The following is a 26139-nucleotide window of genomic DNA, read 5'->3' as shown; positions in this document are numbered from 1 at the left end:
GGTACGGTCCCGGCTCAGCGGAACGGCATGAAGAATGCCGCACCGCGTCCGGGACACGCCTCACTCCAGCGTCAGCCGCATGCCGTCATAAGCCGGGATAACACCTGGCGGCAGGCTGAGACGCAGCACCTCGTAATCCAGATCCGAATGCATGTTGGTGATCACGGCGCGTTTCGGCTTGAACCGGTCGATCCATGACAGCGCATCGTTGACGCTGAAATGGCTAGGGTGACCGGTGTAGCGCAGCCCATCGATGATCCAGAGGTCGAGATTTTCCAGCGCCGGCCAGCTCTCCGGCGGGATGTCGCTGAGGTCGGGCGTGTAGGCGGCATCGCCGATCCGGTAGCCGAGCGCCGGAATGTTGCCATGCTGCAGGATGAACGCCGACAGCCCGAGCGGGCCGCCCTTCCCCGCAATGATCCGGGTTTCGCCGGCCTCGACGGCAAAATGTTCGAGAATGGGTGGGTAATCGCTGCCCTCCGGTCTTTCGAAGCAGTAGCCGAAACGCGGCAGGATGTGACGGGCGGTCGATTGATTGAGATACACCGGAATGCGCCGGCGCTGATGCAAGACCACCGAACGCAGATCGTCGATGCCATGAGTCTGGTCGGCATGTTCGTGGGTGAGAAACACTGCATCGATGTGGTCGACATTGGCGTCGATCAACTGTTCGCGCAAATCGGGTGAGGTGTCGATCACGACCCGCGTGACGCCGCTTTCCGTCGTCCGCTCGACCAGCAGTGAACATCTGCGTCGCCGGTTTTTCGGATTGGTGGGATCGCACGCGCCCCAGCCCAGCGCAGGCCGCGGCACACCGGCCGACGATCCGCAGCCGAGAATTGTCAGCGTCAGCGTCATGCCATCGCGTCCGCGCGCGGCACCTTGGCGAACAGGCGGAAGAAGTTTTCGCTGGTCTCGCGCGAGATGTCATCCAGCGAGACTCGGCGCGTTTCCGCCAGCACTTTTGCGATTTCCACGACGTATGCCGGCTCGTTGCGCTTGCCGCGAAATTTTCCCGGCGCCAGATACGGCGCATCGGTCTCCACCATGATGCGGTCGGCCGGAAGCTCCGCCGCGAGGTCGCGCAGCGGCTGCGACTTCTTGAAGGTCAGGATGCCCGTGAACGAAATCGACAGCCCCAGTGAGATCGCTTTCATCGCCAGTTCCCGCCCGCCGGTGTAGCAATGCAGCACGGCGCGAAACGGTCCCTTGGACATTTCGTCTTCCAGGATACGGCCGCAATCGTCGTCGGCGTCGCGGGTGTGAATCACCAGCGGCAGGCCGGTGACGCGGGCCGCGGCGATATGGACGCGAAAACCGCGTTCCTGCGCCTCGCGGGAGCCATGCTGGTAGAAATAATCCAGCCCGGCTTCGCCCAAAGCCACGACTTTTGCATGCTTCGTCAGCTCAACCAATTTCTCTGCGGGAATGCCATCTTCCTCATCGGCGTGGTGCGGATGGGTGCCAACGGAGCAATAAACGTTTGGAAAACGTTCAGCGATCGTGAGCAAAGTATCGAGATGCTTGACCCGCGTGGAGATCGTGACGATGCGCCCTATTCCCGCCGCCGCGGCGCGCGCAACAATGGCATCCAGATCGCCCGCGAAATCCGGAAAATCGAGATGGCAGTGGCTGTCGACAAGCATGGAGTTTTGGCCGTTCACGCCGCTGTGGGTTCGATGTAACGCGGGAAAACCGGCGTCGGCGGAGGCAACGTTATGCCCGGCGTGATGCGTGCCGCGCTGCCGAGCGCTGCGAAGTCGCGTGCACCCGCGGGTATGCCGAGGCTATCGAGCAGCTTCGCCGACGATTCCGGCATCACCGGCTGCCCTAGAATCGCGATCTGCCGGATCACCTCGGCCGTCACGTACAGCACGGTACGCTGACGCGCCGGATCGGTCTTCGCCAGCGCCCATGGCGCCTCGCCCGCGAAATAGCGGTTGGCTTCCGCCACCACGGCCCACACCGTGTTGAGCCAATGGTGAATCTGCTGCGTGCTCATCGCGGTGCGCGCAAGCCCGATCATGCCGTCGGCCTGCACCAGGATCGCCTTGTCGTTTTCGCTCAAATCGCCGGGCTCCGGCAATACGCCGTCAAACTGCTTGGCGATCATCGACAGCGAGCGTTGCGCCAGATTGCCAAGATCGTTGGCGAGATCGGCGTTGGTGCGCGCGACGATAGCCTCGTGGTTGTAGCTGCCGTCCTGCCCGAACGACACCTCGCGCATGAAGAAATAGCGTACTTGATCGACGCCGTATTGATCGGCCATGGCAAATGGATCGACCACGTTGCCGACCGATTTCGACATTTTCTCGCCGCGGTTCAGCAGAAATCCGTGACTGAACAGGCGCTGCGGAACGGCGACGCCGGCCGACATCAGGAATGCGGGCCAGTAGACGGCGTGGAAGCGAACGATGTCCTTGCCGGTCACGTGAAGGCTAGCCGGCCAGTAACGCTTGAAACTTTCGCTCTCGACGTCCGGATAGCCGGCGGCGGTGATGTAATTGGTCAACGCATCCATCCAGACATACATCACATGTCCGGGCGCACCGGGTACCTTGATGCCCCAGTCGAAGGTGGTGCGCGAGACCGAAATGTCCTGAAGGCCGCTTTTGACAAAGCTGGCGACCTCGTTCAGCCGTTCGCGCGGCAGTACGAAATCGGGAATGCTCTCGTAAAGCTCGAGCAATTTGTCCTGATATGCCGACAGGCGGAAGAAATAGGATTCTTCCTCGGTCCACTCCACCGGCGAGCCCAGCGGCTCGCGGCGGATTCCGTCGTCGCCGAGAACGGTTTCGCTCTCGTCGAAATAGCCTTCCTGACGAACCGAGTACCATCCGGCGTATTTGTCCAGGTAGATGTCGCCGTTTTTCTCGATCGCCATCCACAACGCCTGGCAGGCGCGCTCATGACGCGGCTCCGTGGTGCGGATGTAGTCATCATATGAGATGTTGAGCGCCGCCATCATGTCGCGAAAGCGCGCCGAGTTGCGGTCTGCAAGTTGCAGTGGCGTGAGGCCTTCCGCGATGGCCGTTTGCTGCATTTTCAGGCCGTGTTCATCCGTTCCGGTGAGGAAAAGCACGTCGAACCCGTCGAGCCGCTGAAAGCGGGCGATCGCGTCGGTTACCATGGCGGTGTAGGCATGGCCGATGTGCGGCGCGCCATTCGGGTAGAAGATCGGCGTGGTCAGAAAATAGGCCGGTCGGGCTGAATTGGTTGCGGACGCCATGGCTTTGCTTTGAAGACCTAGGATCAAATGAGTGGGCTGGACCTGCGCGAAATCATGGTCGCGTCGATTAGCGCGTCGCTTCCGCGAGCATACCGAACACCGAGAAAACCAGCGGTTTTCGCTCCAGATTGTATTCTGCGGTGTCGCGCGCGGCGCGGCTGATCTTTTCCCATACCTCCGCCAGCCGCGCAAGGCGGGGAAGATTTGCGTTGGCATTGGCGCCGTCGGCGCGCAGGCGCTCGGCGATCCAGCGCTCGACGCTGTCGATGAAAGCCGCAAGCACCGCGCGGTCGCTCCCGCCGAGCGCATCGCCCAGGGCATGGAGCTCACGCGGATCGACCCGCGGCAAGCTGCTCAGCAGCGCCGCCGTGCGCTGGTGCAGCTTCAATGCGTCGCCGCCGAGCAAGGTCAGCGCGCGCGCAACGCTGCCCTCCGCCGCATCGGCGGCTTCCGCAAGCGCGGGATCATCGGCCCGCTTCTGCGCGGCTTCAGCCGCGGCGCGGACGACGTCGCTGGCGCCGAGGGGTCGCAGCGCCAGCTTGCGGCAGCGCGACTGGATGGTCGGCAGCACCCGCGCCGGCGCGTGGCTAACCAGGAGGAAGAGCGACTGCCGCGGCGGCTCCTCCAGAACTTTCAGCAGCGCATTGGCCGCATTGGCATTCAACTCATCGACGGTATCGACGACGCAGACCCGCCAACCCTCCACCGCCGCGGTCGAACCGAAAAAGGAGATCGTCTCGCGCGTCTCATCGACCGTGATGACGGTGCGCATCACGCCCTTGTCGTTGAGCGTCCGCTCAAGCGTGAGCAACCCGCCATGGGCGCCGGCTGCGACATGGCGGGCGACCGGATGCGACGGATCGACGGCCAGGGTTTTCGCGGCCAGGACGGCCGGGACCAGCGGATCGCGATGCGCGAGCACGAAACGCGCCATGCGATAGGCCAGGGTCGCCTTGCCGATGCCCTGCGCGCCGCCGATCAGCCAGGCATGCGGAATGCGCCCGCCGCGGTAGGCATTCAGCAACGTCAGTTCCGCATCGCGATGCCCGAACAGCGATGTGGTCTCGCGCGGGTGTTTGGCCTCGATGGGTGCTTCGACCTGACGTGCGCTCATGCGAGGTTGACCATTCTGGAAACATCGTGAGACAGAAAACGATCACGCACTGATGTCCAGATTCTCCCCGCCACGATGCCGGCGGCAGCGTTGGCGTCGATCAGCACGCAGCGCTGCGGCTCTGCCGACGCGATCTGCCGATAGGCCTCGCGCAGGCCTTGATGAAATTTGACGTCCTCCGCCTCGAACCGGTCCGGCGCGCCGGCGCCGCGCCGTGCCGCAGCGCGCTGCATCCCGACTTCCACGGGAACGTCGAGGATGATCGTCAAATCCGGCTTGAGATCGCCGATGGTGACCCGCTGCATCGCATTGAGAACCCCAGGCTCGACCTTGCCCAGCCTGCCTTGATAGACGCGCGTGGAGTCGAAAAACCGGTCGCATAGCACCCAGACGCCCTGATCCAGCGCCGGCTTGATCACCGCATGGACATGATCGTCCCGCGCCGCCGCGAACAGCAGCGTTTCCGCCTCGGGGCCGAGCAGCTTGCCCATTCCGGACAGCAGCAGATGGCGAATGATTTCGGCGCCCGGCGATCCACCGGGCTCGCGGGTGACCAGGGTGCGCAGATCGGCGCCGCTCAGGCGTTCGGCCAGCGTCTTGATTTGCGTCGACTTGCCGGAGCCCTCGCCGCCTTCGAAGGTGATGAATCGCCCGCGTGACGAGTCGTTTTTGGCGCCTGCCCGAGCCATCGTCAGAGCTTCTCGGCGCCCGCGCGAAACATCCCGATCACAAGTTCGCTGGCGCCGTCGATCGCCCGCCGCACCGTCGACCCCGTTGCGACCGATTCCGCCGCATATACCGGCGCTTCGACAGCGATGTTGGCGCCGCGCCAGACTTTTACAAAACCGACCCGCTGGCCGGGTTCGATCGGCGCGCGCACCGGGCCGCTATAGACGATGCGGGCGATCAGCTTGTCGCTGCCGTTCTTCTGTACCATCACCTTGATTGGCTCCGGGCTCGTCAGCTTGACCGACCGGCTCTCGCCGCCAAACACTTTTGCGTAGCCCACCGGCTGCTGCGCCGCGAACAGCGTTCGTGCCTCGAAATTGCGGAATCCCCATTCCAGCAATTTCTTCGCCTCGGTCACACGGTCGTCGGGATCATCGAGGCCGTTGACGACGACGATCAGCCGCATCCCGTTCTGCACCGCAGAGCCAACCAGGCCGTAGCCGCCGTCCTTGGTGAATCCGCTCTTCAGCCCGTCGGCGCCCTCCAGCGAATTGAGCAGCGCATTGCGATTCTGCTGGCGGATCTTGTTCCAGGTGAATTCCCGCTCGCCGAACATTTTGTAGAAGTCCGGATAGGTCTGAATGATGTGACGCGCTAGTTTTGAGAGCTCGCGAACGGTCATCCTGTTGCCGGGGTCCGGCAGACCGCTCGCATTGGCAAAGGTCGACTTCGTCAGGCCGAGTTCGCGGGCGCGCCTGGTCATCATTTCGGCAAAAGCTTTTTCGTTGCCGGCGATGCCTTCCGCCAGGATCATGCAGGAATCGTTGCCGTTCTGGATGATGGCGCCGCGCAACAAATCGTCCACGGGAACGCGGCTGTGAATCGCCGCAAACATGGTCGGCCCGCCGGCCGGGGCACCTCCCCTGCGCCAGGCATTTTCGCTGACCGGATACTGATCGGTGAGTTTGATGTCGCCCTGCTTGACGGCGCGGAAGACCAGCTCCGTCGTCATCAGCGTCATCATGCTGGACGCCGGCCGCAGTTCGTCCGGATTCTTCTCGAATAGCACACTGCCGCTGCCGGCTTCGATCAGGATCGCCGTGGGCGCGTCGGTATCGTAGCCGCCGTCATCCTTCTTGACGCCCTGCACGCTTTGGTTGGCCGCGAAGGCGATGCTGCCGCAGGCTATGCAGACAGCGACGACACCCGCGAGCAGGCCCCGCCCGCGGCGCAACCCGCTATTCATGAATAATTTGAGGGCCATGCGCGATGTCCTGAAAGCGGCATTTTAACAGTTGCAGGCGACGCAAACAACACTGGCCCGCACGATCACGGTCCGATCTCGAGCGATTGCGAGGGGTTACGATCAACCCTATCCTGCCGCGGCACAAGGCCACAAAATCTTTGAAACAAGGCGGAAAAGCGATGCAATCGTCACGGACCGTTTCCGCCAACCGCGTCGAGATTTTCCTGACCGAACAGGGCCAGGGCCCGCTGGTGCTGCTCTGCTATGGCTGGCCGGAACTGTCGTATTCCTGGCGGCATCAACTCCCGGCCATCGCCGAGGCCGGTTTTCGGGTTGTCGCGCCGGACATGCGCGGTTTCGGCCGCACCAGCGCGCCCGCCGACATCAATGCCTACAGCATCTTCGAGCTTGTCGGCGACATGGTCGCGCTGGTTGCGGCACTCGGAGAAAAGCAGGCCGTCATCATCGGCCATGACTGGGGCGCGCCGGTGGCATGGCATGCCGCCCTGTTCCGGCCGGATATTTTTCGCGCCGTTGCGGGCCTCAGCGTTCCGCCTCCCTTTCGCGGACGTGGCCGGCCGCTCGATACGCTGCGCGACAGCGGGATAACGAACTTCTATTGGCAGTATTTTCAGACGCCGGGCGTCGCGGAGCAGGAATTCGAACGCGATGTCGGCTTCACCATGCGCGCGGTGTTTGGCCGCGGATTTTCCAATCCGGCCGCGTCCCTGTTTGTCGAGAAAGGAAAAGGCTTTCTCGGCGACCCCTCGATTCCACGGCAATTGCCGGAATGGATCACCGAGCAGGAGCTTTCGCATTTCATCGAGGCGTTTGAGAAATCCGGTTTCCGCGGCGGGCTCAACTGGTACCGCAATATCGACCGCAACTGGGAACTGACTGCACCTTGGCAAGGCGCGCAAATCCATCAGCCGTCGCTGTTCATTGCCGGGTCGAACGATTCCGTCATCACCGGCTTGATCGGGGCCAAGCGCATCATGGAGCTGGAGCGAGTGCTGCCCAACCTGAAGCAGAGGCTGATCATCGATGGCGCCGGCCATTGGATCCAGCAGGAGCGCCCGGCGGAGGTGAATGCCGCGTTGATCGACTTCCTCAAGGCAAACGCTGGTCAGGCCTGAGCAGGCCGCTCAGTAGAGCCCGCGTCCCGACAGCAACTCGCTCGGGCCGCGCTGATCGACCGGCGCGTAGGCGGAGACAGGCCTGGCGCTCGGCGGCGCATAAGGGCCGTTATTGTCATAAGATACCGCGCGCGGGTTTTCGATCAGACGTCCGCCGGAATGCACGCGTCCCGATGCCGACATTTCCGACGTCGCATTGATCGACGCCAGGTCCGCCGACGTATTGCCGAGCGTATAGGGCCGCCCCTCCGGCATCGGAACTTCGCCGCGGATCGCGCGTCCCTGCAGCGGGATGTCAGGGACAAACGGTCTGGCCGAAGCCACCCTGACCATTGAGGGTGACGGCGCCGGCACGCCGGTGCGCAGCGTCGCCATCAGTTGACGATCGTCCGAGCCTTCCAGCGGCGCCCGCGCGACATATTCGACCCGCACCCGCGCAACGCCATTGCCCTTGAATTCGAGCAGCTCGGCCGCGCGGTTGGAAACATCGATCACCCGGTTGCCGTGGTACGGCCCGCGGTCGTTGACCCGGACAATCAGCGACCTGCCGTTGCTGAGATTTGTCACCCGGGCGTAGGACGGCATCGGCAGCGTCGGGTGCGCGGCGGTAAGCGAGGCCATGTCGAACACTTCGCCATTGGCGGTCAGCCGGCCGTGAAAATCATCGCCATACCAGGAGGCCATGCCCTCGGCACGGTAGCCGGCGTCCTCTTCCGGTACGTACATCCGGCCCGCAACCGTATAGGGCTTGCCGACCCGATACGTGCCGCCGCCCTTGGGCACCGGCTCGCCGAAGGCGACCACCCGCGGGCTGCTGGACACCCCGTATTTGGGGTCAACCCGGCTGAATTTTCCGTTTTGCGCGCAGTTCGCAACAAGGAGGCATGCGCCCGCAAGCGCAGTGGCGCGCACCGCCCTGCCAACACGATTTGACTGCCGAATCCCCATTCGCCCCAAAATACCATTCCGCCGGCCGCGTGCCTATGTCAGGCGTTCAACGGCCGCTTTTCCCGATGCGGCCCATCTCCGCATCAAGGTATGAATATAGCGCAGGGTGAACGCGGCGGAAATGGGGTGGGCTCGGACGTGGTGAAGGAATGGTTGCTCCCGCGGGCCATCCGGTTTCGTGCACGCGGGGACCGGAGCTGTCGCTTGCAATCGGCGACGCCTTCCCTCATGAGATTCGCATTGGAAGGGTGGCCGAGTGGTTTAAGGCACCGGTCTTGAAAACCGGCGTACCTGCAAGGGTACCGTGGGTTCGAATCCCACCCCTTCCGCCATATATCTGATTGTCTAGCCCGCATCCTCGACACCGAACTTATTTTCGCCCTTAACTATCCGTCCATCTGGCGATGGAGCGCTCATCCCTTGTTCACATTCGACTTCGTACTGTGCGCTACGACGTAACTTCCACTGGAGAAAACATGAAACTTAAATTCGCACTTGTTGGCCTTGTTGCGCTCGGCGGCGCGGCGCTCACTGCCGCAACGGCATCGGCCATGCCGCTTGCCCCGCTGTCGCCAATCGCAAATGTCGAGAGCGTTGCGCTGGTTTGCGGTCCGAACGGCTGCATCCGCACCCGGCCGGCCGTCCGATATGGCTACGGCGTCCGCCGCGGTTATGGCTACGGCGTGCGCCGAGGCGGCTACGCCTACGGAGTTCGCCGGGGCTATCGCCGCTACTGATCGGGAAAGAGGGCTTCGGCCCTCTTTTTTCGTTTGCCGCGGCCGCGTTCCGTCAGCATGATCATGTTTCCGCTGGTTTTAGCGGTGATCTCGTCTGCTCAATCCGGCCTTGAAGGCGGACGCAATGTGATCGATCCCGCGGTCCATAAAGTTACTTGGGCGCAGGTCGGGCGCGTTGCCGAGCCCGGCCGATACTTGTTCACGTTCGGCTGGCTGACGATCACCGCCGCCGATCTCGCGGTGTGGCAGCAATACCCGGATGCCGCTTTCACGCTGGTCGTGCAGTCCCCGTCCGAAGCGGTTGGGGAGTATCGTTTGGGCGCCTTCGTTTTGTGAGGGCGCCGGGGCGGTTCAGCTGACGTCTCAGTCCAATCCCCGCTCCCGGCTCAAACGAACCATCTGGTCGATGAAAATCGCCTTTTGTCGGGCATCCAGACTTGCAAACAGCGGCTCGGCCGCGTCGGCGACATTCCTCTGATCGACCGCGCGGTCGTTGAGGAACTGGGCCTCGTTGCGCATCTGCTCGATGATATCGTCGGGCGGATCGCGCCGTGCGCGCGCAATCCGCAGGTTCAGGCGATCGGCGCCGTTGTGGCCGAGGTAATGCATGGCGCTGTTGAACGCCGTCCAGTGCTTCTCCTGCTCTGGCGTCAACCGCAGTTCGGTCTTGATGCGGTCGATATAGGCGTCGCTGTTGGCGACGATCTGCTCCGCCGTCAGCTGCGGCTCGGCGGTTTGCACCGCGGCCGTTTGGGCTGCTTTGCCCTTTGCCGCTTTCGCTCCCTTTGCGGGACTGGCTTGTTTTGCTCCGGGCGGCGGTGTGGCTGCAGGCGCTTGCGCATTGTTGCCGGGAACTCCGAGCACGCCGGTGAAGACACCCACGACCCCGCCGATGGCGCCGCCCAGCACCCCGCCCACCGGCCCGGCGGCCTGGTTGCCCGCCTGCGCCCCCTGCTGAACGCCTTTGACCAATCCTTGGGCATGCGCAGCGGGCGACGCGGCGATGAATACCACGGCTCCGGCGACGAGCGCGAAATGCAATCTCCGGATCGTGCGCGTCGGCGGTCTCGGGCTGAGCATTAGCTGTTCTCCTTGGGCGAGCGCTCTTTTGCCGCGCTTTGCTGCGCGTCGAGGGCGATTCACACAATATCGTTTTCACCTCGCGCAAGTCCACGGCACGGACTGTGGCATCTCGCCGACACAGCCCCTGTGGCAATCGCGCACAGGCCGGCAGTGTGTGCAGCGCAGTATGTGCTCATGGACTGCAGCCTCATGCGAGGGAAACGCCTTGCCTGCCGTTTCCACACGCAACGTAAGTTCTAGAAGCCGCGACTAGCTGATTTCTCGACAGACGCCGGCAATTCTGCTCTGATTGTCAAAACGAAATCTCCGCAGCGCCCGGCAGTGCCCCAATTGCGGCGTCGCTGGCAGACGGAGAAACAAGAACAACAGTACAATTTAGCTCACCATGAATGGCTCACCAGGGAGAGAACGCCATGTCTCGGAGGAAGCTCACTCGACGGCAATTTGTTGCCGCTACCGCACTATCATCCGCGGCATTGATAACTGCGCCGTATGTTCGATCGGCAAATGCCGCCGGCAAACTCTCGTTGGGTCTTTGGGACCACTGGGTGCCCGGCGCCAACAAGGCCAGTACCGACCTCATCAATGAGTGGGCCGCCAGGGAGAAGGTCGAGGTTTCGATCGACTACATCCCGAGTCAGGGCAACAAGAACCTGCTGACGATCGCAGCCGAGGCCCAGGCGAAATCCGGCCATGACATCCTTGCGATGCCGACATGGTGGCCGCACGCCCAAGCCGACCTGCTTGAACCCGTGAACGAGATTGTCGAAGCGGTCATCAAGCAGAACGGCGACGTCAACGGCACCGTCAAATACCTCGGCAAGGCCGGCGAAAAGTGGCTGGGCGTCCCGGCCTGTATCGGCAGTCAGATCAAGGGGCCCTGCTCGCGAATCGATCTGATGAAGAAGCATGCCGGCATCGACGTTCAGGAGATGTATCCAGCCGGTGCACCGCCGAAGGCCGATGCCTGGACCACGGACGCATTCCTGAAGGCGGCCGAGGCCTGCCACAAGGGCGGCGTTCCGTTCGGCATCGGTCTCGGCGAGACCAGCGACTCTGTCGATACTGTCGGCGCTTTCTTCCTCGCGTTCGGCGCGCAGGTCGTCGATGCCAAAGGCAACGTCGTCGTGAAGAATGACAACGTGCGGCAGGCGCTCGAATATTACAAAAAACTGATGGCGTTCCTGCCCTCGGACGTGGCCGCGTGGGACGATGGTTCCAACAACAGGTGGCTGGTTTCAGGCAAAGGCGCGATGATCATGAACCCGCCGAGCGCATGGGCTGTGGCCAAGCGCGATGCGCCGCAGATCGCCGAGCAATGCTGGACCCACGGCTTCCCGGTCGGCCCGAAAGGCCGCTTTGCACCGTTCCTTCCGTATTTCTGGACCGTATGGAACTTCTCCAAGAACAAGGAAGCGGCAAAGAGCGTGCTGTTGCATCTGTCGCAACCGGCCGCGGTCGAGAAACTGGTGGCGGCGAGCGGCGGCTATGATTTGCCGGCGTTCGAGAAGCTCACCACCCTGAAGACATGGGCCGAGGAAAGCCCGCCGAAGGGCACGCTCTACCATTATCCAAATCCGCACCAGCATCAGACGCTTTCGATCGCGGCATCGCCGGCGCCGCCGAAGATCGCCCAGCAGATCTACACCCAGGCGACCCTGACCAAGATGTGCGTGCGTTTCTACCAGGGCGAAGCCATGGAGAAGACGCTCGCCTGGGCCGAAGGCGAACTCGAAGGCTTCATGCGGAGCTAAAGCGAAGGATTTGCGCCGCGGACACGCACTGCTCGCGTGCCGCGGCGCGAGCTCTCGCAACGACGTCTTACGTCAGCACCGGCCACGATGCCGGCTTCCCGTGGATACACCCGGAATGCCCGGGGCCGGTACTTCTGAAACAGGCGAGGAAGATGCCTCATGGTTGATGTCACGTTTCAGCCGAACCGCGTTGTCCAGCCGCGAACGGCGCGCAAGCGCGCCAGTTTACAGACCGCGTTAAAGCGAAAGTCCACCATGGCCTTTCTCATGACGCTGCCGCTGATCCTGTTGATCGCGCTGTTGGTGATTTATCCGGCATTCTATTCGCTGCACCTGGCAACGCTGAACAAGTCGATGCAGCGCTTTATCGGATTTGGAAACTTCCAGTTCCTTTTCAAGCGCGAGACGTTCTGGCTGGTGGTCCAGCAATCCTGTATTTTCGCGCTGACGGCGGTGTTTTTCAAGGCGCTGATCGGCTTCATCGTCGCCCACTTCGTCCATAACATTCCGGCCAAGGGCCAGCGCAAGTGGCGTGGAATGCTGCTGGTGCCGTGGGTCATTCCTCCGGCAATGAGCACGCTGGCGTGGCTTTGGTTGTTCGATCCGTCGTATAGCGCCTTCAACTATTTGTTGGCCGGTTTCGGCGTCGAGCGGATTCCATGGACCGGTGAGGCCGGCTGGGCGCGATTTTCGGTCATTCTGGTGAATATCTGGTTCGGCGCGCCGTTCTTCATGATCATGTATCTGGCCTCCCTGAAGTCGGTGCCCGACCAGCTCTATGAAGCCGCCGCCATCGACGGCGCCAACTGGTGGCAGCGCATCTGGTACGTGACGCTGCCGATGATGCGCAACATCATCGCGATCACGACGCTGTTTTCGCTGATCGCTACGTTCGCGAATTTCGATATTGTCCGGGTGCTGACAGCGGGCGGCCCGCTGGATCATACCCATATCTTTGCGACCTGGGCGTTCCGGATCGGCATCGAGGGCGGCGATATCCCGCTCGGCGCCAGCGTTTCGCTGTTCATGGTGCCGATTCTCGCGATCGCGGCGATCTTCATCCTGCGCGATATCAACAAACGCGGGAATGAAGCCTGATGGCAAGCACAGTAGTGATCGACAAGGCCGCGCCGACCCGCACGGTCAGATACGGCAGCATGAGCCGGGACCGCACCTGGGCGCTGCGATGGTCGTACTTTTTCCTGACGTTGTTTGCGGTCTTCTCACTGGTGCCGCCGCTCTACATGCTGATCACCTCATTGAAGACCAGCGCCGAGATTTCCGCGGCGACAAATCCCTGGTGGGTATTTCATCCGACGCTTTCCAATTACGTGGAGCTTCTGACCTCAAACCAGTTCCTCACGTTCTTTCGCAATTCGGCGATGGTCTCGATTTTCGTGGTCACCATCACCATGCTGATCAGCGTGCCGGCCGCGTTCGCGTTGGCGCGCATGCGGTTCTGGGGTTCGGCTACGCTCGCCACCGGCGTGTTTCTGACCTATCTCATCCCTGACACGCTGTTGTTTCTCCCGCTGTTCAAGATGTTCGTGGTGTTCAGCGATTTCACCGGGATTCCGTTGATCAACCGGTGGTACGTGCTGCTGATCGTGTATCCGACGCTGACCGTGCCGTTCTGCACCTGGATCATGATCGGCTACTTTGCTTCCATCCCCAAGGAGCTCGACGAAGCTGCCATTATCGATGGCGCATCCTGGTTCCAGACGTTGACGCGCATTTTCATTCCGGTGGCGTTGCCCGGGATCATCGCCGCGACCATCTTCGCCTTCACCGTTTCGTGGGCGCAGTTTCTGTATCCGCTGGTGTTCACGACGTCGACGGATCAACTCGTGATGCCGGTCGGCATCGTCACGAGCTTGATTAAAGGCGACGTCTTCGCTTGGGGGCAGATCATGACCGGCGCCCTGCTCGGCGCCGCTCCGCCACTCATCATCTACGCGTTTCTGATGGACTACTATATCGCCGGGCTCACCGCCGGCGCGACGAAGGGTTAGCATTCATGGCCGATGTTACGCTGCGTAAAGTCGTCAAGCGTTACGACGAGGTCGAGGCGGTGCGCGGCATCGATCTCGACATCGCCGATCATGAGTTTGTCGTGCTGGTGGGACCATCGGGCTGCGGAAAATCCACCACGCTGCGAATGATTGCCGGCCTGGAGGACATCACCGACGGCGACATCATGATCGGCGGCGATGTCGTCAACGACGTGCCGCCGAAGGACCGCGACATCGCCATGGTGTTTCAGAACTACGCACTGTATCCGCACATGACGGTCGCGGAAAACATGTCGTTCGGATTGCGCCTGAAGCGTTTTCCGAAAGCCGAGATCAAGACCCGGGTCGATGAAGCCGCCCGCATGCTTGACATCGCCGAACTCGTCGACCGCAAGCCGAAGCAGCTATCGGGCGGCCAACGCCAGCGCGTTGCGATGGGCCGCGCCATCGTCCGCCATCCAAAGGTGTTTCTGTTCGACGAGCCGCTGTCCAACCTCGACGCCAAGCTGCGGGTGCAGATGCGGATCGAAATCAAGAAAGTACATCAGAAAGTCCGCACCACCACCGTCTACGTGACCCACGACCAGGTCGAAGCGATGACGCTGGCCGACCGCGTGGTGGTCATGAACCATGGCCGCATCGAGCAGATCGGCACGCCGAACGAGCTCTATCACAAGCCTGCCACGCGCTTCGTGGCCGGTTTCATCGGCTCGCCGGCGATGAATTTCATCCCGTGCCGGCTGGAGGATGTTTCGGGCAAGCTGCACGTTCGGCTGACCGATCGCATTTCTTTTCCTCTCCCTCCGGCACGCGCCGCGAGATATCAGCCGATCAAACGAGACGAAAAATTGCTGCTCGGGTTGCGGCCCGAGCATATCGCCGAAGCAAGCGCGCATCCCGAGCCCGGCATTGAGGAATTCGAGACGGTGCTCGATGTGATCGAGCCGATGGGCATGGAAACGCTGGTCTATTTCACGCTGGAAGGCGCCCAGATTTGCGGAAAAGTTAATCCCAACGTGAATGCACAGGCCGGAAAGCCGCTCCGTTTGGCTGTGGACCTCAACAACATGCACCTGCTAAATGAGGCCAGCGGCGCCGTGATATGACGGCCGCATAACAAGAAGCGGCCGAGGGTGCAGGGCAATGGCGACCAACAAGAAGAAAATTCTGATCACCGAATCTTTTTCACCGAAGGGACGTGAACTGTTCAAAGACCGCGACGACATCGAAGTCGTCGAATTTCCCAACATGATTTCCGCCGCGGATTTCGAGGCGATGCTGAAGCAGCACGCGCCCGTTCATGGCGTGGCGCTGGGCGCAACCCGCTTCGGCGAGCCTGAACTCGAAGCATCGGGGGATATGAGGGTGGTGACCCGTATCGGGGTCGGCTACGACTCCGTCGATGTTCCGGCGCTGAGCCGCCGCAAGGTCCCGCTGATGGTCGCGGGTACCGCGAACTCGCCGTCGGTCGCCGAACAGGCGCTGTTCATGATGCTGACGCTGGCCAAACGCGCAGTGGAAATGCATGCGCTGGTCAAGGAAGGCAACTGGAGCATCCGGCTCGGCAAGTTGCCGTTCGACCTCTATGGCAAGACCGTTCTCATCGTCGGCTTCGGCCGTATCGGCACGCGCACGGCGAAACGCTGTCTTGCGATGGAAATGAGCGTTCTGGTCTATGACCCCTACAAGCCCGCTGAAGAAATCAAGGCCGCCGGCTGCGAGCCGGTTGCCGACCTCGACGGGGCATTGCCGCGCGCCGATTTCGTCAGCATCCATTGTCCCAAGACGTCCGAGACGGTCGGCATGTTCAACGCCGCGCGCCTGAAGCGCATGAAGGCCACGGCCTACCTGGTCAACACCGCGCGTGGCGGCATCATCGACGAACCTGCGCTGCACGACGCGCTGGTTTCCGGCAGGCTCGCGGGCGCCGGCCTCGACGTTTTCGAACAGGAGCCGCCGCCGGTCGGGCATTCGCTGTTCGAATTGCCCAATGTGATCATCGCGCCGCACGTGGCGGGCGTCACCCGCGAAGCGGTGGACCGGATGAGCGAGCAAACCGCCCGGAATATCCTGAGCGCGCTCGACGGCGAACCGATCCGGCAGAATGTCATCAACCAGGACGTGCTCGGTTGATGCACGAGCGCTAGCTCCGGTCGCTCGATCATATCCGGCTTTCGATACTTTATCGTCATCTGCGCGAGTAACATTCATGACCATCAAGGAATACGGCAGCTACGACGCGCTCGGCCTTGCCGATCTCGTCCGCACCAAACAGGTCAGCCCGCGCGAACTGCTGGATGAGGCTACTGCGCGGACCGAGAAAGTCGATCCGCAGATCAATGCCGTCGTCGTCAAGCACTGCGATTACGCGCGAGGGCAAATCGACAGGGGGCTTCCGGATGGCCCTTTTACCGGCGTGCCGTTTCTGCTCAAGGATCTGGACCTTCTTGAGGGCACACGGACCACTTCGGGCGCCAGCGTCTACAAGGACAATGTCGCCGATCATACCGGCACCCTCGCCCAGCGCTTTCTCAACGCCGGCGTGACCATCTTCGGCAAGAGTTCGAGTCCGGAATTCGGGTTGATGCCGACGACAGAGTCCCGGCTGTTCGGCCCGACGCGCAATCCATGGAATCTGGCGCATTCCTCCGGCGGCTCCTCCGGGGGTGCCGGCGCGGCGGTGGCCGCGCGCATTCTCCCCGTCGCGCATGCCAGCGACGGCGGCGGCTCGATTCGCATTCCCGCGTCGGCGTCCGGCGTGTTCGGTTTGAAACCGAGCCGGGCGCGCAATCCGCTCGGCCCCGACCGCGGCGAAGGCTGGGGCGGATTTTCCTGCGGTCATGTGTTGAGCATCAGCGTGCGCGACAGCGCGGCGATGCTGGATGCGATCCACGGGCCTGAAATATCGAGCCCATATATCGCGCCGCCGCCGGAACGGCCTTTCGCGCAGGAGGTCGGACGGGATCCCGGACGGTTGCGTATCGCGTTCACCGACAAGTCGCCCTATGGCGACCGCATCGATGCCGAAATCGCTGCGGCGGTGCGCGACGTGGCGGCGATGCTTGCCGGCCTTGGTCATCAAGTCGAGGAACGCGCGCCTTCGCTGCCCGCCGATCCGGCTGTGGTGATGTCGACCATTGTGGCTGCCAACACCGCATTGACGGTACGAACTGCCGAACAGCGTTTCGGCCGCGCCATGACCGGCAATGATTTCGAAACGCTGACGCTTGCAAGCGCCAACAATGCACAGAAGCAGACCGCGACGGATTACGTCGCCGCGCAGCTCAGCGCATTCCAGATCTTGCACAGCTTGGCAACGTTCTTTGAAAGCTGCGATGTTTTCCTGTCGCCGACGCTTTGCGCGCCGCCGCTCAAGATCGGCGAACTCGATACGATGTCGGACGACCTGTCGCATATCGCCCCGATCCTGCGGCGCTACATGCCGGGCACCAGCATGTTCAACATGTCCGGCCAGCCGGCGATGTCGGTGCCGCTGGCATGGAACGCGGCGGGGCTGCCGCTCGGCATGATGTTCGCAGCAAGACTCGGCGACGAGGCGACGCTGTTGCGGCTGGCGGCCCAGCTCGAACAAGAGCGGCCCTGGAAGGAAAAACGCCCGCCGGTCTGCGCTTAAAAAAGCCACAGCGATCCGAAATAAAACCAATATTCGCGGCTCGGCTGATGCCGGTCGCAGCGGATTGCGCACCAATTCGGGAGACTGCGTCTTGAACGAAAGCGACCCCACCGATCACGCGCTGGCGGCCATCGCCAGCATCCTTGACAAGCCGGAATCTCTTTCCTTTTCGGATGCTCCCATTCCTGTAGAAGAACCGGCGGTCTCCTCCCAAGTGGCCGAGGCCGATGGATACTCGAAGATGGGTCCGGGCCCGTTGCAGGCGATCCGTTTCAAATGGACGGTGCGGCGCGATGACCGCGGCGACTATTTCGTCGACGAGACCATCGGCGATAATTCCGTGCCGATCAGCAGCGGGCCGATGCCGCAGGATGCCGCCATCAAATTCGTCGACGACCGCGAGAGCCAAGCGCGGCTGCGGTTCGAAGGCATCAAGCGCGAGATGGCTGCTCGAGACGTAGCGGCATCGAATGCCGCCAACGATGCCGGCGAAATCTAGCCCCCGCGCAAAGCCCTATCCCCCAACGGCCACGGAATACTCCTCATCGGTCACATGCTCCATCCAGGTCACATGAGTCCCGTCCAGCGACTCATGCATCGCGATGTGAACCATGCCGTTGGTCGGCGAGGCGCCGTGCCAATGTTTTTCATGGGGCGGAATCCACACGGTATCGCCGGGGCGGATTTCCCGGACCGGACCGCCCTTGGTCTGCACCCGTCCGACGCCGGAAATGACAAAGAGCGTCTGCCCGAGCGGGTGGGTATGCCATGCGGTGCGCGCGCCCGGCTCGAATGCGACGCGTGCGGAATTGACCCGCGCCGGGGCCGGCGGCGTGTTGATCGGATCCTGCCAGACCGTACCGGTGAACCAATCGCTCGACGCGCGCCGGGTGGGCCGTGAGCCTGCGAGATGAATGTCCATCGAGTTTTCCTCTCCCTGTGAGTGAAATCCCTCATGGTGAGGAGGCGCTCTTGCGCCGTCTCGAACCATGAAGATGGCTCATCCTTCGAGACGCGCGTAAAAACGCGCTCCTCAGGATGAGGTCATTTCTTTGTAGCTGCGTAGCGCGCCTTGGTCTCGGCGTTCATTGGATACAGCCCCGGCAACGCCGCGCCGCCGTTGACCTGATCGACGATCCACGCCTCCATCCGCTCCTGCTCCGCCCCTTCGGCCAGAATTAGATCGAGAAACGCTTTCGGGATCACGACCGCGCCATCCTGATCGGCGACGATGATGTCCTCCGGGAAGATCGCGACACCGCCGCAGCCGATCGGCTCGCCCCAGCCGACGAATGTCAGGCCGGCGACCGACGGCGGCGCCGCGAAACCGTCGCACCATACCGGCAGGCCGGTACCGAGCACGCCTTCAAGGTCGCGCACCACGCCGTCGGTGACCAGGGCTGCGACACCGCGCTCGACCATGCGCGCGCACAGGATGTCGCCGAAGATGCCGGCATCTTTGACGCCCATGGCATCGACCACAGCAATGCATCCCGCCGGCATGGCTTCGATCGCCGTGCGGGTCGAAATCGGCGACGACCATGATTCGGGTGTGGCGAGGTCCTCGCGTGCGGGCACGAAGCGCAGCGTGAACGCTTCCCCGACCAGCCGCGGCTGTCCGGGCCGCAACGGCCGCGAGCCGCGCAGCCAGACGTTCCGCAGCCCCTTCTTCAGCAGGACGGTAGTGATGGTCGCGGTGGTCACGCGCGACAGGGTCGCAATAGCTTCTGGGCTCAAGGACATTGGAAGGGCTGCTCCGGTAAAGAATTGAGGGGCGCATCTTGCGGGGCGCGGCCATCGCGTCAAGGGGCGCAAAGTCGCCGCTGAGAGGTTCGCGGCGCATGGTGCGCGATTACCGGATCTTATCGCACATACGTGCATTAATTTATTGAAGTCGCGAGCTAATTTGCGCGAAGCGGATTCCACTGATGTGAAAAACGCGCTATGGCTGGGGTGTCTACCGACAAGCTGTGAGGCCATGGCCGCGACCCTCTCCCCGCCCCGCATTCTGCCCAGTGGCGACAGCGCCATCACGGTGGAATTCAGCCGCAACATCGATGACGAGGCCAACCGGCGGGTGCTGGCGCTCGATCGCACCATGGCGCGCGACGCGATTGCCGGCGTCACCGAGACGGTGCCGACCTACCGTTCGCTGCTGGTGCATTACGATCCGGTGCAGATCGGCTTTGAGGAACTCGGCGAGAAACTGACGGCGCTGACGCAAATACCGGTGCCGCCGACGCTCAGCACGCGGCGCTGGCGCATCCCCGTCACTTACGGAGGCGAGCACGGCATCGATCTCGAAAATGTCGCCAGAACCCTCGACACCACGCCGGACGATATCGTGGCGCGGCACGTCGCCGGCAACTACCGCGTCGCCATGATCGGATTTACGCCGGGCTGGTCCTACCTCAGCGGCCTCGAGGATTTCCTGCATATGCCGCGGCGGAAGAATCCGCGGCTATTGACGCCGGCCGGCACGATTTCGATCGGCGGCGTGCAAACCGGCGTGCAGTGCCTGGCCGGGCCCAGCGGTTGGCATCTGCTCGGTCGGACCGCCGTGCGAACCTATCAGCTGCACCGCGATCCGATTTTCCTGCTGGAGCCCGGCGACGCCGTGACGTTCACCGCGGTCGACGCAAAGACCTTTGCCGAACAGGATCGCGCCGCGGAAAACGGCGAGATCGTCGCAGAGTTGATAGCGTCATGAGCCAGCTCATCATATCGGCCATCGGCCCAGCGAGCTCCGTGCAGGACGGCGGACGCTATGGCGCCCAACGTTATGGTCTTGTGCCGAGCGGCGCGATGGACCGATTGTCGCTTGCGGCTGCGAATTGCCTGGTCGGCAACGCGCCGTTCACCGCAGCCATCGAGGTCGGTCCGCTCGGCGCGAGCTTTACCGGACGCGAAGGCGCGGTTCGCGTGGCGCTCGCAGGAGCTGCGCGCAACGCCGATATCGCCAAGCGCCCCGTTGCCTTCGATACATCGATGACGCTGGCGGATGGCGAAAGCCTTAACCTCGGCTTTGCGCGCGGCGCCACCTTCAGCTATCTCGCCATCGAGGGCGGCGTGCAGGGCGAGCCTATGTTCGGCAGTCTCGCCGTCAATGCCCGCGCGGGTCTCGGCAGTCCCTACCCCCGCCCGCTGCAGGCCGGTGACAAACTCCAGGTAGCGGCCGCGAGCGGCGCGCTCGAGCGCGCGATTGATCTTCCGGCCGTGACCGAAGGACCGATCCGTGTGGTGATGGGCCCGCAGGATGATGAGTTCGGCGACGCCAGGCAGCTATTCCTCGACAGCGAATGGAAAATTTCAGCGACCAGCGACCGCATGGGCTACCGGCTCGAAGGCCCCGCAATCAAGCACCTGCACGGTCACAACATCGTCTCCGACGGCACCGTGAACGGCAGCATCCAGGTGCCCGGTAACGGCGCGCCCATCGTGCTGATGCCGGACCGCGGCACCAGCGGCGGTTATCCCAAGATCGCGACCGTGATCACCGCCGATTTCGGGCGGTTTGCACAGACACCGGCAGGCCGCACGTTTCGGTTCAAGGCGATCAGCATGATCGAGGCGCAGGCCGAAGCGAGGAAAATCGCCGAATTGTTGCGCACTCTGCCCGGCCGCGTCCACGACGCGCAGAATACCATTCTCGATATCGAGGCGTTGCAAAGCGCGAATGTTGCCGGAGCCGCCGTCAACGCATTCGACGCGCGTACGTGGCAAATTCAGGCACAGGATTAACACAATCGTTCACAGCAGCAGGCACCACATCATGACAATCGATCTGAACTGCGATCTCGGTGAAAGTTTCGGCCCATGGGAAATGGGCAATGACGCCGCCATGATCGAGCTTGCCACCTCCGTCAACGTCGCCTGCGGCTTCCATGCCGGCGATGCCGATATCATGCGCAAGACGGTCGAGCTTGCAAAGGCGCGCGGCGTCAGCATCGGCGCGCATCCCGGCTATCGCGACCTGCACGGCTTTGGCCGCCGTCCGGTGCCCGGCATGAAATCGTCGGAGATCGAAAACCTGATCGCCTATCAGATCGGCGCGCTGCAGGCGATCGCAACGGCAGCCGGCCACAAGGTGACCCACGTCAAGGCCCATGGCGCGCTGTCGAATGTCGCCTGCGAGGACGACTTGACCGCGCGCGCCATCGCCAACGGCATCAAGGCGGTCGATCCCAATTTGATCTTTGTGGTGCTGGCGAACTCGAAACTGGTGCAGGCCGGCGAAGCCGCCAATCTGCCGATGGTGCACGAGGTGTTCGCCGACCGCGCCTATGAAGACGACGGCTCACTGGTGTCGCGGCGCAAGCCCGGCGCGGTGCTGCACGATGCAGCGCAGATCGCGCAGCGCGTGGTGCGTATGGTGCAGGATGGCGCCGTTGTTTCAGTGACTGGGAAAGTCATCAAAATGCGCACCGACACCGTATGCATTCACGGCGATACGCCGGGCGCCGTCGATATCGCGCGCGCGGTGCGGCAAGCATTGAAGGAAGGCGGGATAGAGGTCGCGCCGTTCGCAAGGCCGAACTAGAACGGGTGAACCGACAGCGTGCCGAACACCACGGCGGCGATCATGGCCAGCGATCCATAGAGCGCGGCGGTATGCAACCCTCGTCCAGTTCGTCTCGAGAGCGAGCGCGCATAGAAGTGCAGACGGGCTTCCGCAGTTAGTTCTCGCATGGTCGCTCTCCAACGCAGCATGTGCGTTAGAGGAATGCCGATTTTGACCAAGTGCAAGCCAGACCGTGAAATAACGACGCCGATTCCGCCAATAAGCCGGTTGGCAGGCTAAAATTCTCTCTCGAGATTCCCGTCGAGAATTTTATTCGCTCCAATTTAATGCGAATTGGAACCCGTCAGTAGACGTCCTGCTGGAACCGGCCTTTCTTTTTGAGGTCGGCGACGAACAGCACCGCTTCGTCGGTCGACCGCGCGCCGAATTGGGCGACGATATCGACCAGCGCGCGCTCGACATCCTTCGCCATCCGCGTGGCGTCGCCGCAGATATAAATGTTGGCGCCTTCGGCGAGCCAGGTCCACAATTCGCGGCCGACCTCGCGCATGCGGTCCTGCACATAGAATTTCTTGTCGCCGTCGCGCGACCACGCAAGCGACAGGCGTGTCAGCAGGCCGGACGTCTTCATCGCGTTGAGTTCGTCGGCATAGAAGAAATCGCAATCGCTGCGCTGGTGGCCGAAGAACAACCAGTTCTTGCCCACGGCGCCGGTCGCGCGCCGGTCGTGCAGGAAGGCGCGGAACGGCGCGATGCCGGTGCCGGGTCCGATCATGATGATTGGCGTTTTCGGATCCTGCGGCAGCGCGAAGCCATGTGCCTTCTGGACGTAGACCTTGACCTCATCGCCGGGATTGATGCGCTCGGCGAGGAAAGTCGAAGCAAGCCCTAGCCGCTTGCGCTTGCCAATGACGTAACGCACGCAGTCAACCGTCAGCGACAGCTTTCCCGGCGTCGCATTGTGCGACGATGAAATCGAATACAGCCGGGGCTGCAACGGCTCCAGCGCCTCGACAAACGCTTCGGGATGCGGCCGTACGCCCGAAAACTTTTGCAACGCCGCCATCACGTCTAATACCGCGGCGTCGCCGTCAGGATCATCGCCCTGGGCCAGCGCGCGGGCCTTTTCACGCCGCGCACCGCCGGTGATGAACGACAGCAGTTCGAACAGACTGTCCGGCGCGGGCGCCAGCGAGACCTCATCCTGCAAGACTTCACGCAAGGTCTTGCCCCTGACTTCCGTGGTGTGTGACGCGCCGAGCAGCGCGATGATCTGGTCGACATGGCCGAGATCGTTGCGCGCGAAAATGCCGAAGGAGTCGCCGACGACGTAGTCAAGGCCACAGCCGGTGAGGTCGAAATCGATATGCCATGTCTCCTTTTCCGAGCCGGGTTTGTTCAAAAGGCGGCGCGATGCGAACGCCGCCGGCGCGGGATTGTCTCGCGAGCGGCCGACTTCGGCCGTGGTTGCCGGCGCTGCTGCGGCGCGCGCGACCACCGCTGTGGATGAAGCCGGCGGCGCCTTTTCCAGTTCCTCGTTCAGCGCCTTGAGCATCCGCGCGGTCTCCTTGCCGCCGGGAACGCAGAGGTTCAGTCGCGTTTCGGATTTACCGGCGATCGCGTCGGAATAGTCGTGGCAGTTGTAGCCGCACTGGCCGCAATCCTGCTGCGCCATCGCCGCCATCATCCGCCGCCGCAGCGGGCGGCCTTCGGCCAGCTTCATGCGGTCCGCAATCGGCATGGTCTGGTTATGCCACGGTGCGTCGCCGTCGCCGCCGTCACCCAATGGGCCTTGCAGCACGGCAGCGCCCTGCTCCGCCGACAGCGGCGCAGGGCCGTCTGTTGATAACAGACCCGCGAAGAAACCGTTCAGCCAGGAACGCTGCGCTTCGGAAAATGGCGCTGACGATGGAATGATTTCGGTTTTCGGCGGCGGCGTCATCTGGTTCATGCGGAAGCCTCCGCGTCGGCAAGTTTACGCAAGGTCTCGCCGTCGTGGCGCCGCGCAAAGCTCAGGAAGGTTTCATCCGCCGACGCGCGATGCGACAGGTACGCCTTCAATAAATTCTCGACGGTTTTGGGCGCGTCGGCGGCCTTGAGGTCGTGATAGACCTCCTGGCCGACATCGGCGTGCGGCCCAAAACCGCCGCCGGCGAACAGATGATAGCCCTCGACGGTGTCGTCCTCCTCGCCGGCGGGCACTTTTGCCGCGATCAGGCCGATATCGCTGATGTAATGCTGCGCGCAGGAATGGTGGCAGCCGGTAAGATGGATGTTGAGCGGGGTCTCGACAGGCACGCGCGGCTCGCACCAGTCGCCGATCTCCGCGGCATGGCGCTTGGTGTCCGCGGCCGCGAACTTGCAGCCGGCATTGCCGGTGCAGGCGATCAGCCCGGCGCGGATGTTTGAAGTCTTGACCGCAAGGCCCGTCGCCTCAATCGCGGCAATCGCCAGCGCGACGTTCTCGTCGCGCACGCCTGGGATCAAAAGGTTCTGCCAGACCGTGAGACGGATGTCTCCGTCGCCGAGGTCCTGGGCGATTTTGGCAAGCCCGCGCATCTGCGCGCAGGTGACCTTGCCGAGCGGCAGCGACACCCCGATCCAGTTCAAGCTTTCCTGCTTCTGCTTGTGCACCCCAATATGCGCCATGCGGTCGAAGGCCGGACGCGGCACCAGGGCTTCGGACGGTACGCGGGTGAATGCCTCGCCGAGCTTGTCTTCGACAAGCCGCAGGAATTTCTCCATCCCGATGCCGTCGATGACATATTTCAGCCGCGCCTTCAGGCGGTTGGTGCGGTCGCCGAGATCAATGAACACCCGCACGATGGCGTCGGCGACTTTTGTGGCGTCTTCGGGCTTGACGACGATGCCGGTCTCTTTCGCAAAATCCTTGTGGCCGGTGATGCCGCCGATTCCGAGCCGAAACCAGATACCGGGCTCGACCCCAAAACCGCCCTTCACCTCAACGGCGGCGAAGGCGATGTCGTTGGTATCTTCCAGCACCGCGATCTTGCCGGCGCCATCGAAGGCGACGTTGAACTTGCGCGGCAGCCCGGTGAGCGAACGGTCGTTGAGGATATGGTAGTGCCATTCCCGCGCGTAGGGTCGGGTGTCGAGCAATTCCTGCGGATCGATGCCGGCCGTCGGCGTTCCCGTGACGTTGCGGATATTGTCGGCGCCCGAGCCCCGCGAGCACAGGCCGAGGTCCTGGATGCCCTCGATCAGTTCGACCGCGTGCTTGGGCGGAATTTCCCGCACCTGCAGATTGGCGCGGGTGGTGACATTCGCGAAAGGCCCGCACAGCCGCTCGGCGAGATCCGCCATCCCTGAAAATTGCCAATGTTTCAGGATTCCGTTCGGAATCCGCAGCCGGCACATGTAGGAATCCTGCGCCGGCGCCACATAGAACAGGCCGTAATAGCGCCAGCGGAAATTATCCGCCGGCGAGGGCGGCGCGTTGGTGAGTGCCTGCTCTTTCAAACGCGGATAGGCATCGAACGGATGCTCCTCGCGCTTGTATTTTTCGGGGTCGGCGAGCTTCTTGCCGCTGGTCAACACCTTGTCCTGGGCCTTGACGTGTGCGGCATCCGGGCCGGTCGGCTCAGCGCCCGCCTTGGCTGATGCTGCGCCAAGTCCCCTTCCGGCGCGGCTGATCTGCAGGCCCGAGGCGAACCCTTCGAGATAGCGTTTCTGCTCGTCAGTGAAGTCGATGGAGAGGGTTTCGATTTTCATTGCTAACGACGAAGCTCCTGCTGCCACTGCTGCGGCTCAACGGAACGGATTCTGACCGCGCGGAAATCGAGTGATTTCCAAAGAGCGGTCCGACCAGCCTCGTTGCTGCGGAAATCCATCTTGACAAAACCAGCGGTATCCATGGCGGCTGGCTGCACTGCAACATTCAAGTTGTGTGCCAGCCTGTAATTTTGATAAAAATAATAAATTTCAAAGGCTTGCGTGATACGGGCCAATTGGCGAAATCGCGATCTCAGCTGATTCTCGCGCACAACGCCTAAAAACTAGCCTGTTGCGCCTCGCTCAGGATTGCGTCAGGTGGT

27 protein-coding genes and 1 tRNA gene are annotated in these 26139 nt (G+C 62.6%); 14 read left to right on the top strand and 14 right to left on the bottom strand.

What is annotated here, in order from left to right; translation table 11 throughout:
- Positions 1-60 precede the first annotated feature (60 nt).
- From VGP39_RS02845 to VGP39_RS02820, 6 genes are all read right to left on the bottom strand, one after another.
- Complete coding sequence (locus VGP39_RS02845) at positions 61-858, bottom strand: MBL fold metallo-hydrolase (protein ID WP_327566586.1); 798 nt, start codon at positions 856-858, stop codon at positions 61-63.
- On the bottom strand, positions 855-1646 hold the full coding sequence (locus VGP39_RS02840; RefSeq protein WP_327566585.1) for a TatD family hydrolase: 792 nt from the start codon (positions 1644-1646) through the stop codon (positions 855-857). The genes VGP39_RS02845 and VGP39_RS02840 overlap by 4 nt, the downstream gene beginning before the upstream one ends.
- 14 nt (positions 1647-1660) lie before the next feature.
- Positions 1661-3229, bottom strand: a complete 1569-nt coding sequence (gene metG / locus VGP39_RS02835; protein WP_327566584.1) for a methionine--tRNA ligase — start codon at positions 3227-3229, stop codon at positions 1661-1663.
- A 67-nt stretch (positions 3230-3296) separates the two neighbouring features.
- Positions 3297-4343 (bottom strand): DNA polymerase III subunit delta', encoded by a 1047-nt coding sequence (locus VGP39_RS02830; RefSeq protein ID WP_327566583.1) that lies wholly within the window; start codon positions 4341-4343, stop codon positions 3297-3299.
- Positions 4340-5032 carry a dTMP kinase gene (gene tmk, locus VGP39_RS02825; protein ID WP_327566582.1) on the bottom strand — a complete coding sequence of 231 codons (693 nt, stop codon included), beginning with the start codon at positions 5030-5032 and terminating at the stop codon, positions 4340-4342. Before tmk ends, VGP39_RS02830 begins: the two co-directional genes overlap by 4 nt.
- Positions 5033-5034: 2 nt before the next feature.
- Positions 5035-6186 carry a D-alanyl-D-alanine carboxypeptidase family protein gene (locus VGP39_RS02820; protein WP_327566603.1) on the bottom strand — a complete coding sequence of 384 codons (1152 nt, stop codon included), beginning with the start codon at positions 6184-6186 and terminating at the stop codon, positions 5035-5037.
- Positions 6187-6437: 251 nt separating this feature from the next.
- On the opposite strand from VGP39_RS02820, the gene VGP39_RS02815 reads away from it, so the two are divergent.
- Positions 6438-7394 carry an alpha/beta hydrolase gene (locus tag VGP39_RS02815; RefSeq protein ID WP_327566581.1) on the top strand — a complete coding sequence of 319 codons (957 nt, stop codon included), beginning with the start codon at positions 6438-6440 and terminating at the stop codon, positions 7392-7394.
- Positions 7395-7403: 9 nt separating this feature from the next.
- Here the strand turns inward: VGP39_RS02815 and VGP39_RS02810 are convergent, their stop codons facing one another.
- Entirely contained in the window at positions 7404-8342 is a 939-nt protein-coding gene (locus tag VGP39_RS02810) for a septal ring lytic transglycosylase RlpA family protein (RefSeq protein WP_327566580.1), read from the bottom strand.
- Between the two features lie 242 nt (positions 8343-8584).
- Between VGP39_RS02810 and VGP39_RS02805 the strand changes: the two genes are divergently transcribed.
- The 3 genes from VGP39_RS02805 to VGP39_RS02795 all read left to right on the top strand — a co-directional run bounded on the left by VGP39_RS02805 (position 8585) and on the right by VGP39_RS02795 (position 9415).
- Positions 8585-8674: transfer RNA gene (locus VGP39_RS02805), tRNA-Ser, on the top strand.
- Positions 8675-8818: 144 nt separating this feature from the next.
- On the top strand, positions 8819-9079 hold the full coding sequence (locus VGP39_RS02800) for a hypothetical protein (RefSeq protein ID WP_327566579.1): 261 nt from the start codon (positions 8819-8821) through the stop codon (positions 9077-9079).
- 126 nt (positions 9080-9205) lie between these two features.
- On the top strand, positions 9206-9415 hold the full coding sequence (locus VGP39_RS02795) for a hypothetical protein (protein WP_327566602.1): 210 nt from the start codon (positions 9206-9208) through the stop codon (positions 9413-9415).
- A gap of 27 nt (positions 9416-9442) precedes the next feature.
- Here the strand turns inward: VGP39_RS02795 and VGP39_RS02790 are convergent, their stop codons facing one another.
- Positions 9443-10159 carry a Spy/CpxP family protein refolding chaperone gene (locus tag VGP39_RS02790; protein WP_327566578.1) on the bottom strand — a complete coding sequence of 239 codons (717 nt, stop codon included), beginning with the start codon at positions 10157-10159 and terminating at the stop codon, positions 9443-9445.
- Between the two features lie 416 nt (positions 10160-10575).
- On the opposite strand from VGP39_RS02790, the gene VGP39_RS02785 reads away from it, so the two are divergent.
- The 7 genes from VGP39_RS02785 (at position 10576) to VGP39_RS02755 (ending at position 18061) form a co-directional block, all read left to right on the top strand.
- Positions 10576-11916, top strand: a complete 1341-nt coding sequence (locus tag VGP39_RS02785; RefSeq protein WP_327566577.1) for an ABC transporter substrate-binding protein — start codon at positions 10576-10578, stop codon at positions 11914-11916.
- A 159-nt stretch (positions 11917-12075) separates the two neighbouring features.
- Positions 12076-13014 carry a sugar ABC transporter permease gene (locus tag VGP39_RS02780; protein WP_327566576.1) on the top strand — a complete coding sequence of 313 codons (939 nt, stop codon included), beginning with the start codon at positions 12076-12078 and terminating at the stop codon, positions 13012-13014.
- Positions 13014-13928 (top strand): carbohydrate ABC transporter permease, encoded by a 915-nt coding sequence (locus tag VGP39_RS02775; protein WP_327566575.1) that lies wholly within the window; start codon positions 13014-13016, stop codon positions 13926-13928. Before VGP39_RS02780 ends, VGP39_RS02775 begins: the two co-directional genes overlap by 1 nt.
- Before the next feature lie 5 nt (positions 13929-13933).
- On the top strand, positions 13934-15034 hold the full coding sequence (locus VGP39_RS02770; RefSeq protein ID WP_327566574.1) for a sn-glycerol-3-phosphate ABC transporter ATP-binding protein UgpC: 1101 nt from the start codon (positions 13934-13936) through the stop codon (positions 15032-15034).
- A 37-nt stretch (positions 15035-15071) separates the two neighbouring features.
- The gene (locus tag VGP39_RS02765; RefSeq protein WP_327566573.1) at positions 15072-16061 is read left to right on the top strand and encodes a hydroxyacid dehydrogenase; all 990 of its coding nucleotides are present in this window, start codon (positions 15072-15074) and stop codon (positions 16059-16061) included.
- Positions 16062-16137: 76 nt separating this feature from the next.
- On the top strand, positions 16138-17562 hold the full coding sequence (locus VGP39_RS02760; protein ID WP_327566572.1) for an amidase: 1425 nt from the start codon (positions 16138-16140) through the stop codon (positions 17560-17562).
- A 91-nt stretch (positions 17563-17653) separates the two neighbouring features.
- Positions 17654-18061, top strand: a complete 408-nt coding sequence (locus VGP39_RS02755; RefSeq protein WP_327566571.1) for a hypothetical protein — start codon at positions 17654-17656, stop codon at positions 18059-18061.
- 15 nt (positions 18062-18076) lie between these two features.
- Here VGP39_RS02755 and VGP39_RS02750 read toward each other — a convergent pair whose 3' ends face one another.
- Both VGP39_RS02750 and VGP39_RS02745 read right to left on the bottom strand, forming a co-directional pair.
- On the bottom strand, positions 18077-18484 hold the full coding sequence (locus tag VGP39_RS02750) for a (R)-mandelonitrile lyase (RefSeq protein WP_327566570.1): 408 nt from the start codon (positions 18482-18484) through the stop codon (positions 18077-18079).
- A gap of 122 nt (positions 18485-18606) precedes the next feature.
- Positions 18607-19305, bottom strand: coding sequence for a ribonuclease activity regulator RraA (locus tag VGP39_RS02745; protein ID WP_327566569.1), 699 nt, complete (start codon positions 19303-19305; stop codon positions 18607-18609).
- A 235-nt stretch (positions 19306-19540) separates the two neighbouring features.
- Here VGP39_RS02745 and pxpB point away from each other — a divergent pair, with 235 nt between their 5' ends.
- Genes pxpB through VGP39_RS02730 form a run of 3 tightly spaced genes read left to right on the top strand, consistent with a single transcriptional unit; the run spans position 19541 to position 22102 of the window.
- Positions 19541-20272, top strand: a complete 732-nt coding sequence (gene pxpB / locus VGP39_RS02740; protein ID WP_327566568.1) for a 5-oxoprolinase subunit PxpB — start codon at positions 19541-19543, stop codon at positions 20270-20272.
- Positions 20269-21303 (top strand): biotin-dependent carboxyltransferase family protein, encoded by a 1035-nt coding sequence (locus VGP39_RS02735; RefSeq protein ID WP_327566567.1) that lies wholly within the window; start codon positions 20269-20271, stop codon positions 21301-21303. The genes pxpB and VGP39_RS02735 overlap by 4 nt, the downstream gene beginning before the upstream one ends.
- A gap of 31 nt (positions 21304-21334) precedes the next feature.
- The gene (locus tag VGP39_RS02730) at positions 21335-22102 is read left to right on the top strand and encodes a LamB/YcsF family protein (RefSeq protein ID WP_414644545.1); all 768 of its coding nucleotides are present in this window, start codon (positions 21335-21337) and stop codon (positions 22100-22102) included.
- On the opposite strand, the gene VGP39_RS02725 is transcribed toward VGP39_RS02730, so the two are convergent.
- The 4 genes from VGP39_RS02725 to VGP39_RS02710 all read right to left on the bottom strand — a co-directional run bounded on the left by VGP39_RS02725 (position 22099) and on the right by VGP39_RS02710 (position 26052).
- Positions 22099-22251, bottom strand: coding sequence for a hypothetical protein (locus tag VGP39_RS02725; protein WP_327566566.1), 153 nt, complete (start codon positions 22249-22251; stop codon positions 22099-22101). The two genes, VGP39_RS02730 and VGP39_RS02725, sit on opposite strands and share 4 nt — an antisense overlap.
- Before the next feature lie 176 nt (positions 22252-22427).
- Positions 22428-24035: a sulfite reductase subunit alpha gene (locus VGP39_RS02720; protein WP_327566565.1), complete on the bottom strand. Its 1608-nt coding sequence runs from the start codon at positions 24033-24035 to the stop codon at positions 22428-22430.
- Positions 24032-25816 carry a NirA family protein gene (locus VGP39_RS02715; protein ID WP_327566564.1) on the bottom strand — a complete coding sequence of 595 codons (1785 nt, stop codon included), beginning with the start codon at positions 25814-25816 and terminating at the stop codon, positions 24032-24034. The genes VGP39_RS02720 and VGP39_RS02715 overlap by 4 nt, the downstream gene beginning before the upstream one ends.
- A 2-nt stretch (positions 25817-25818) precedes the next feature.
- Positions 25819-26052: a hypothetical protein gene (locus VGP39_RS02710; RefSeq protein ID WP_327566563.1), complete on the bottom strand. Its 234-nt coding sequence runs from the start codon at positions 26050-26052 to the stop codon at positions 25819-25821.
- Positions 26053-26139 lie beyond the last annotated feature (87 nt).

Source organism: Bradyrhizobium sp., from assembly GCF_036009065.1.
GTDB lineage: Bacteria > Pseudomonadota > Alphaproteobacteria > Rhizobiales > Xanthobacteraceae > Bradyrhizobium.
This window is presented reverse-complemented; position numbering and strand designations above follow the sequence as displayed.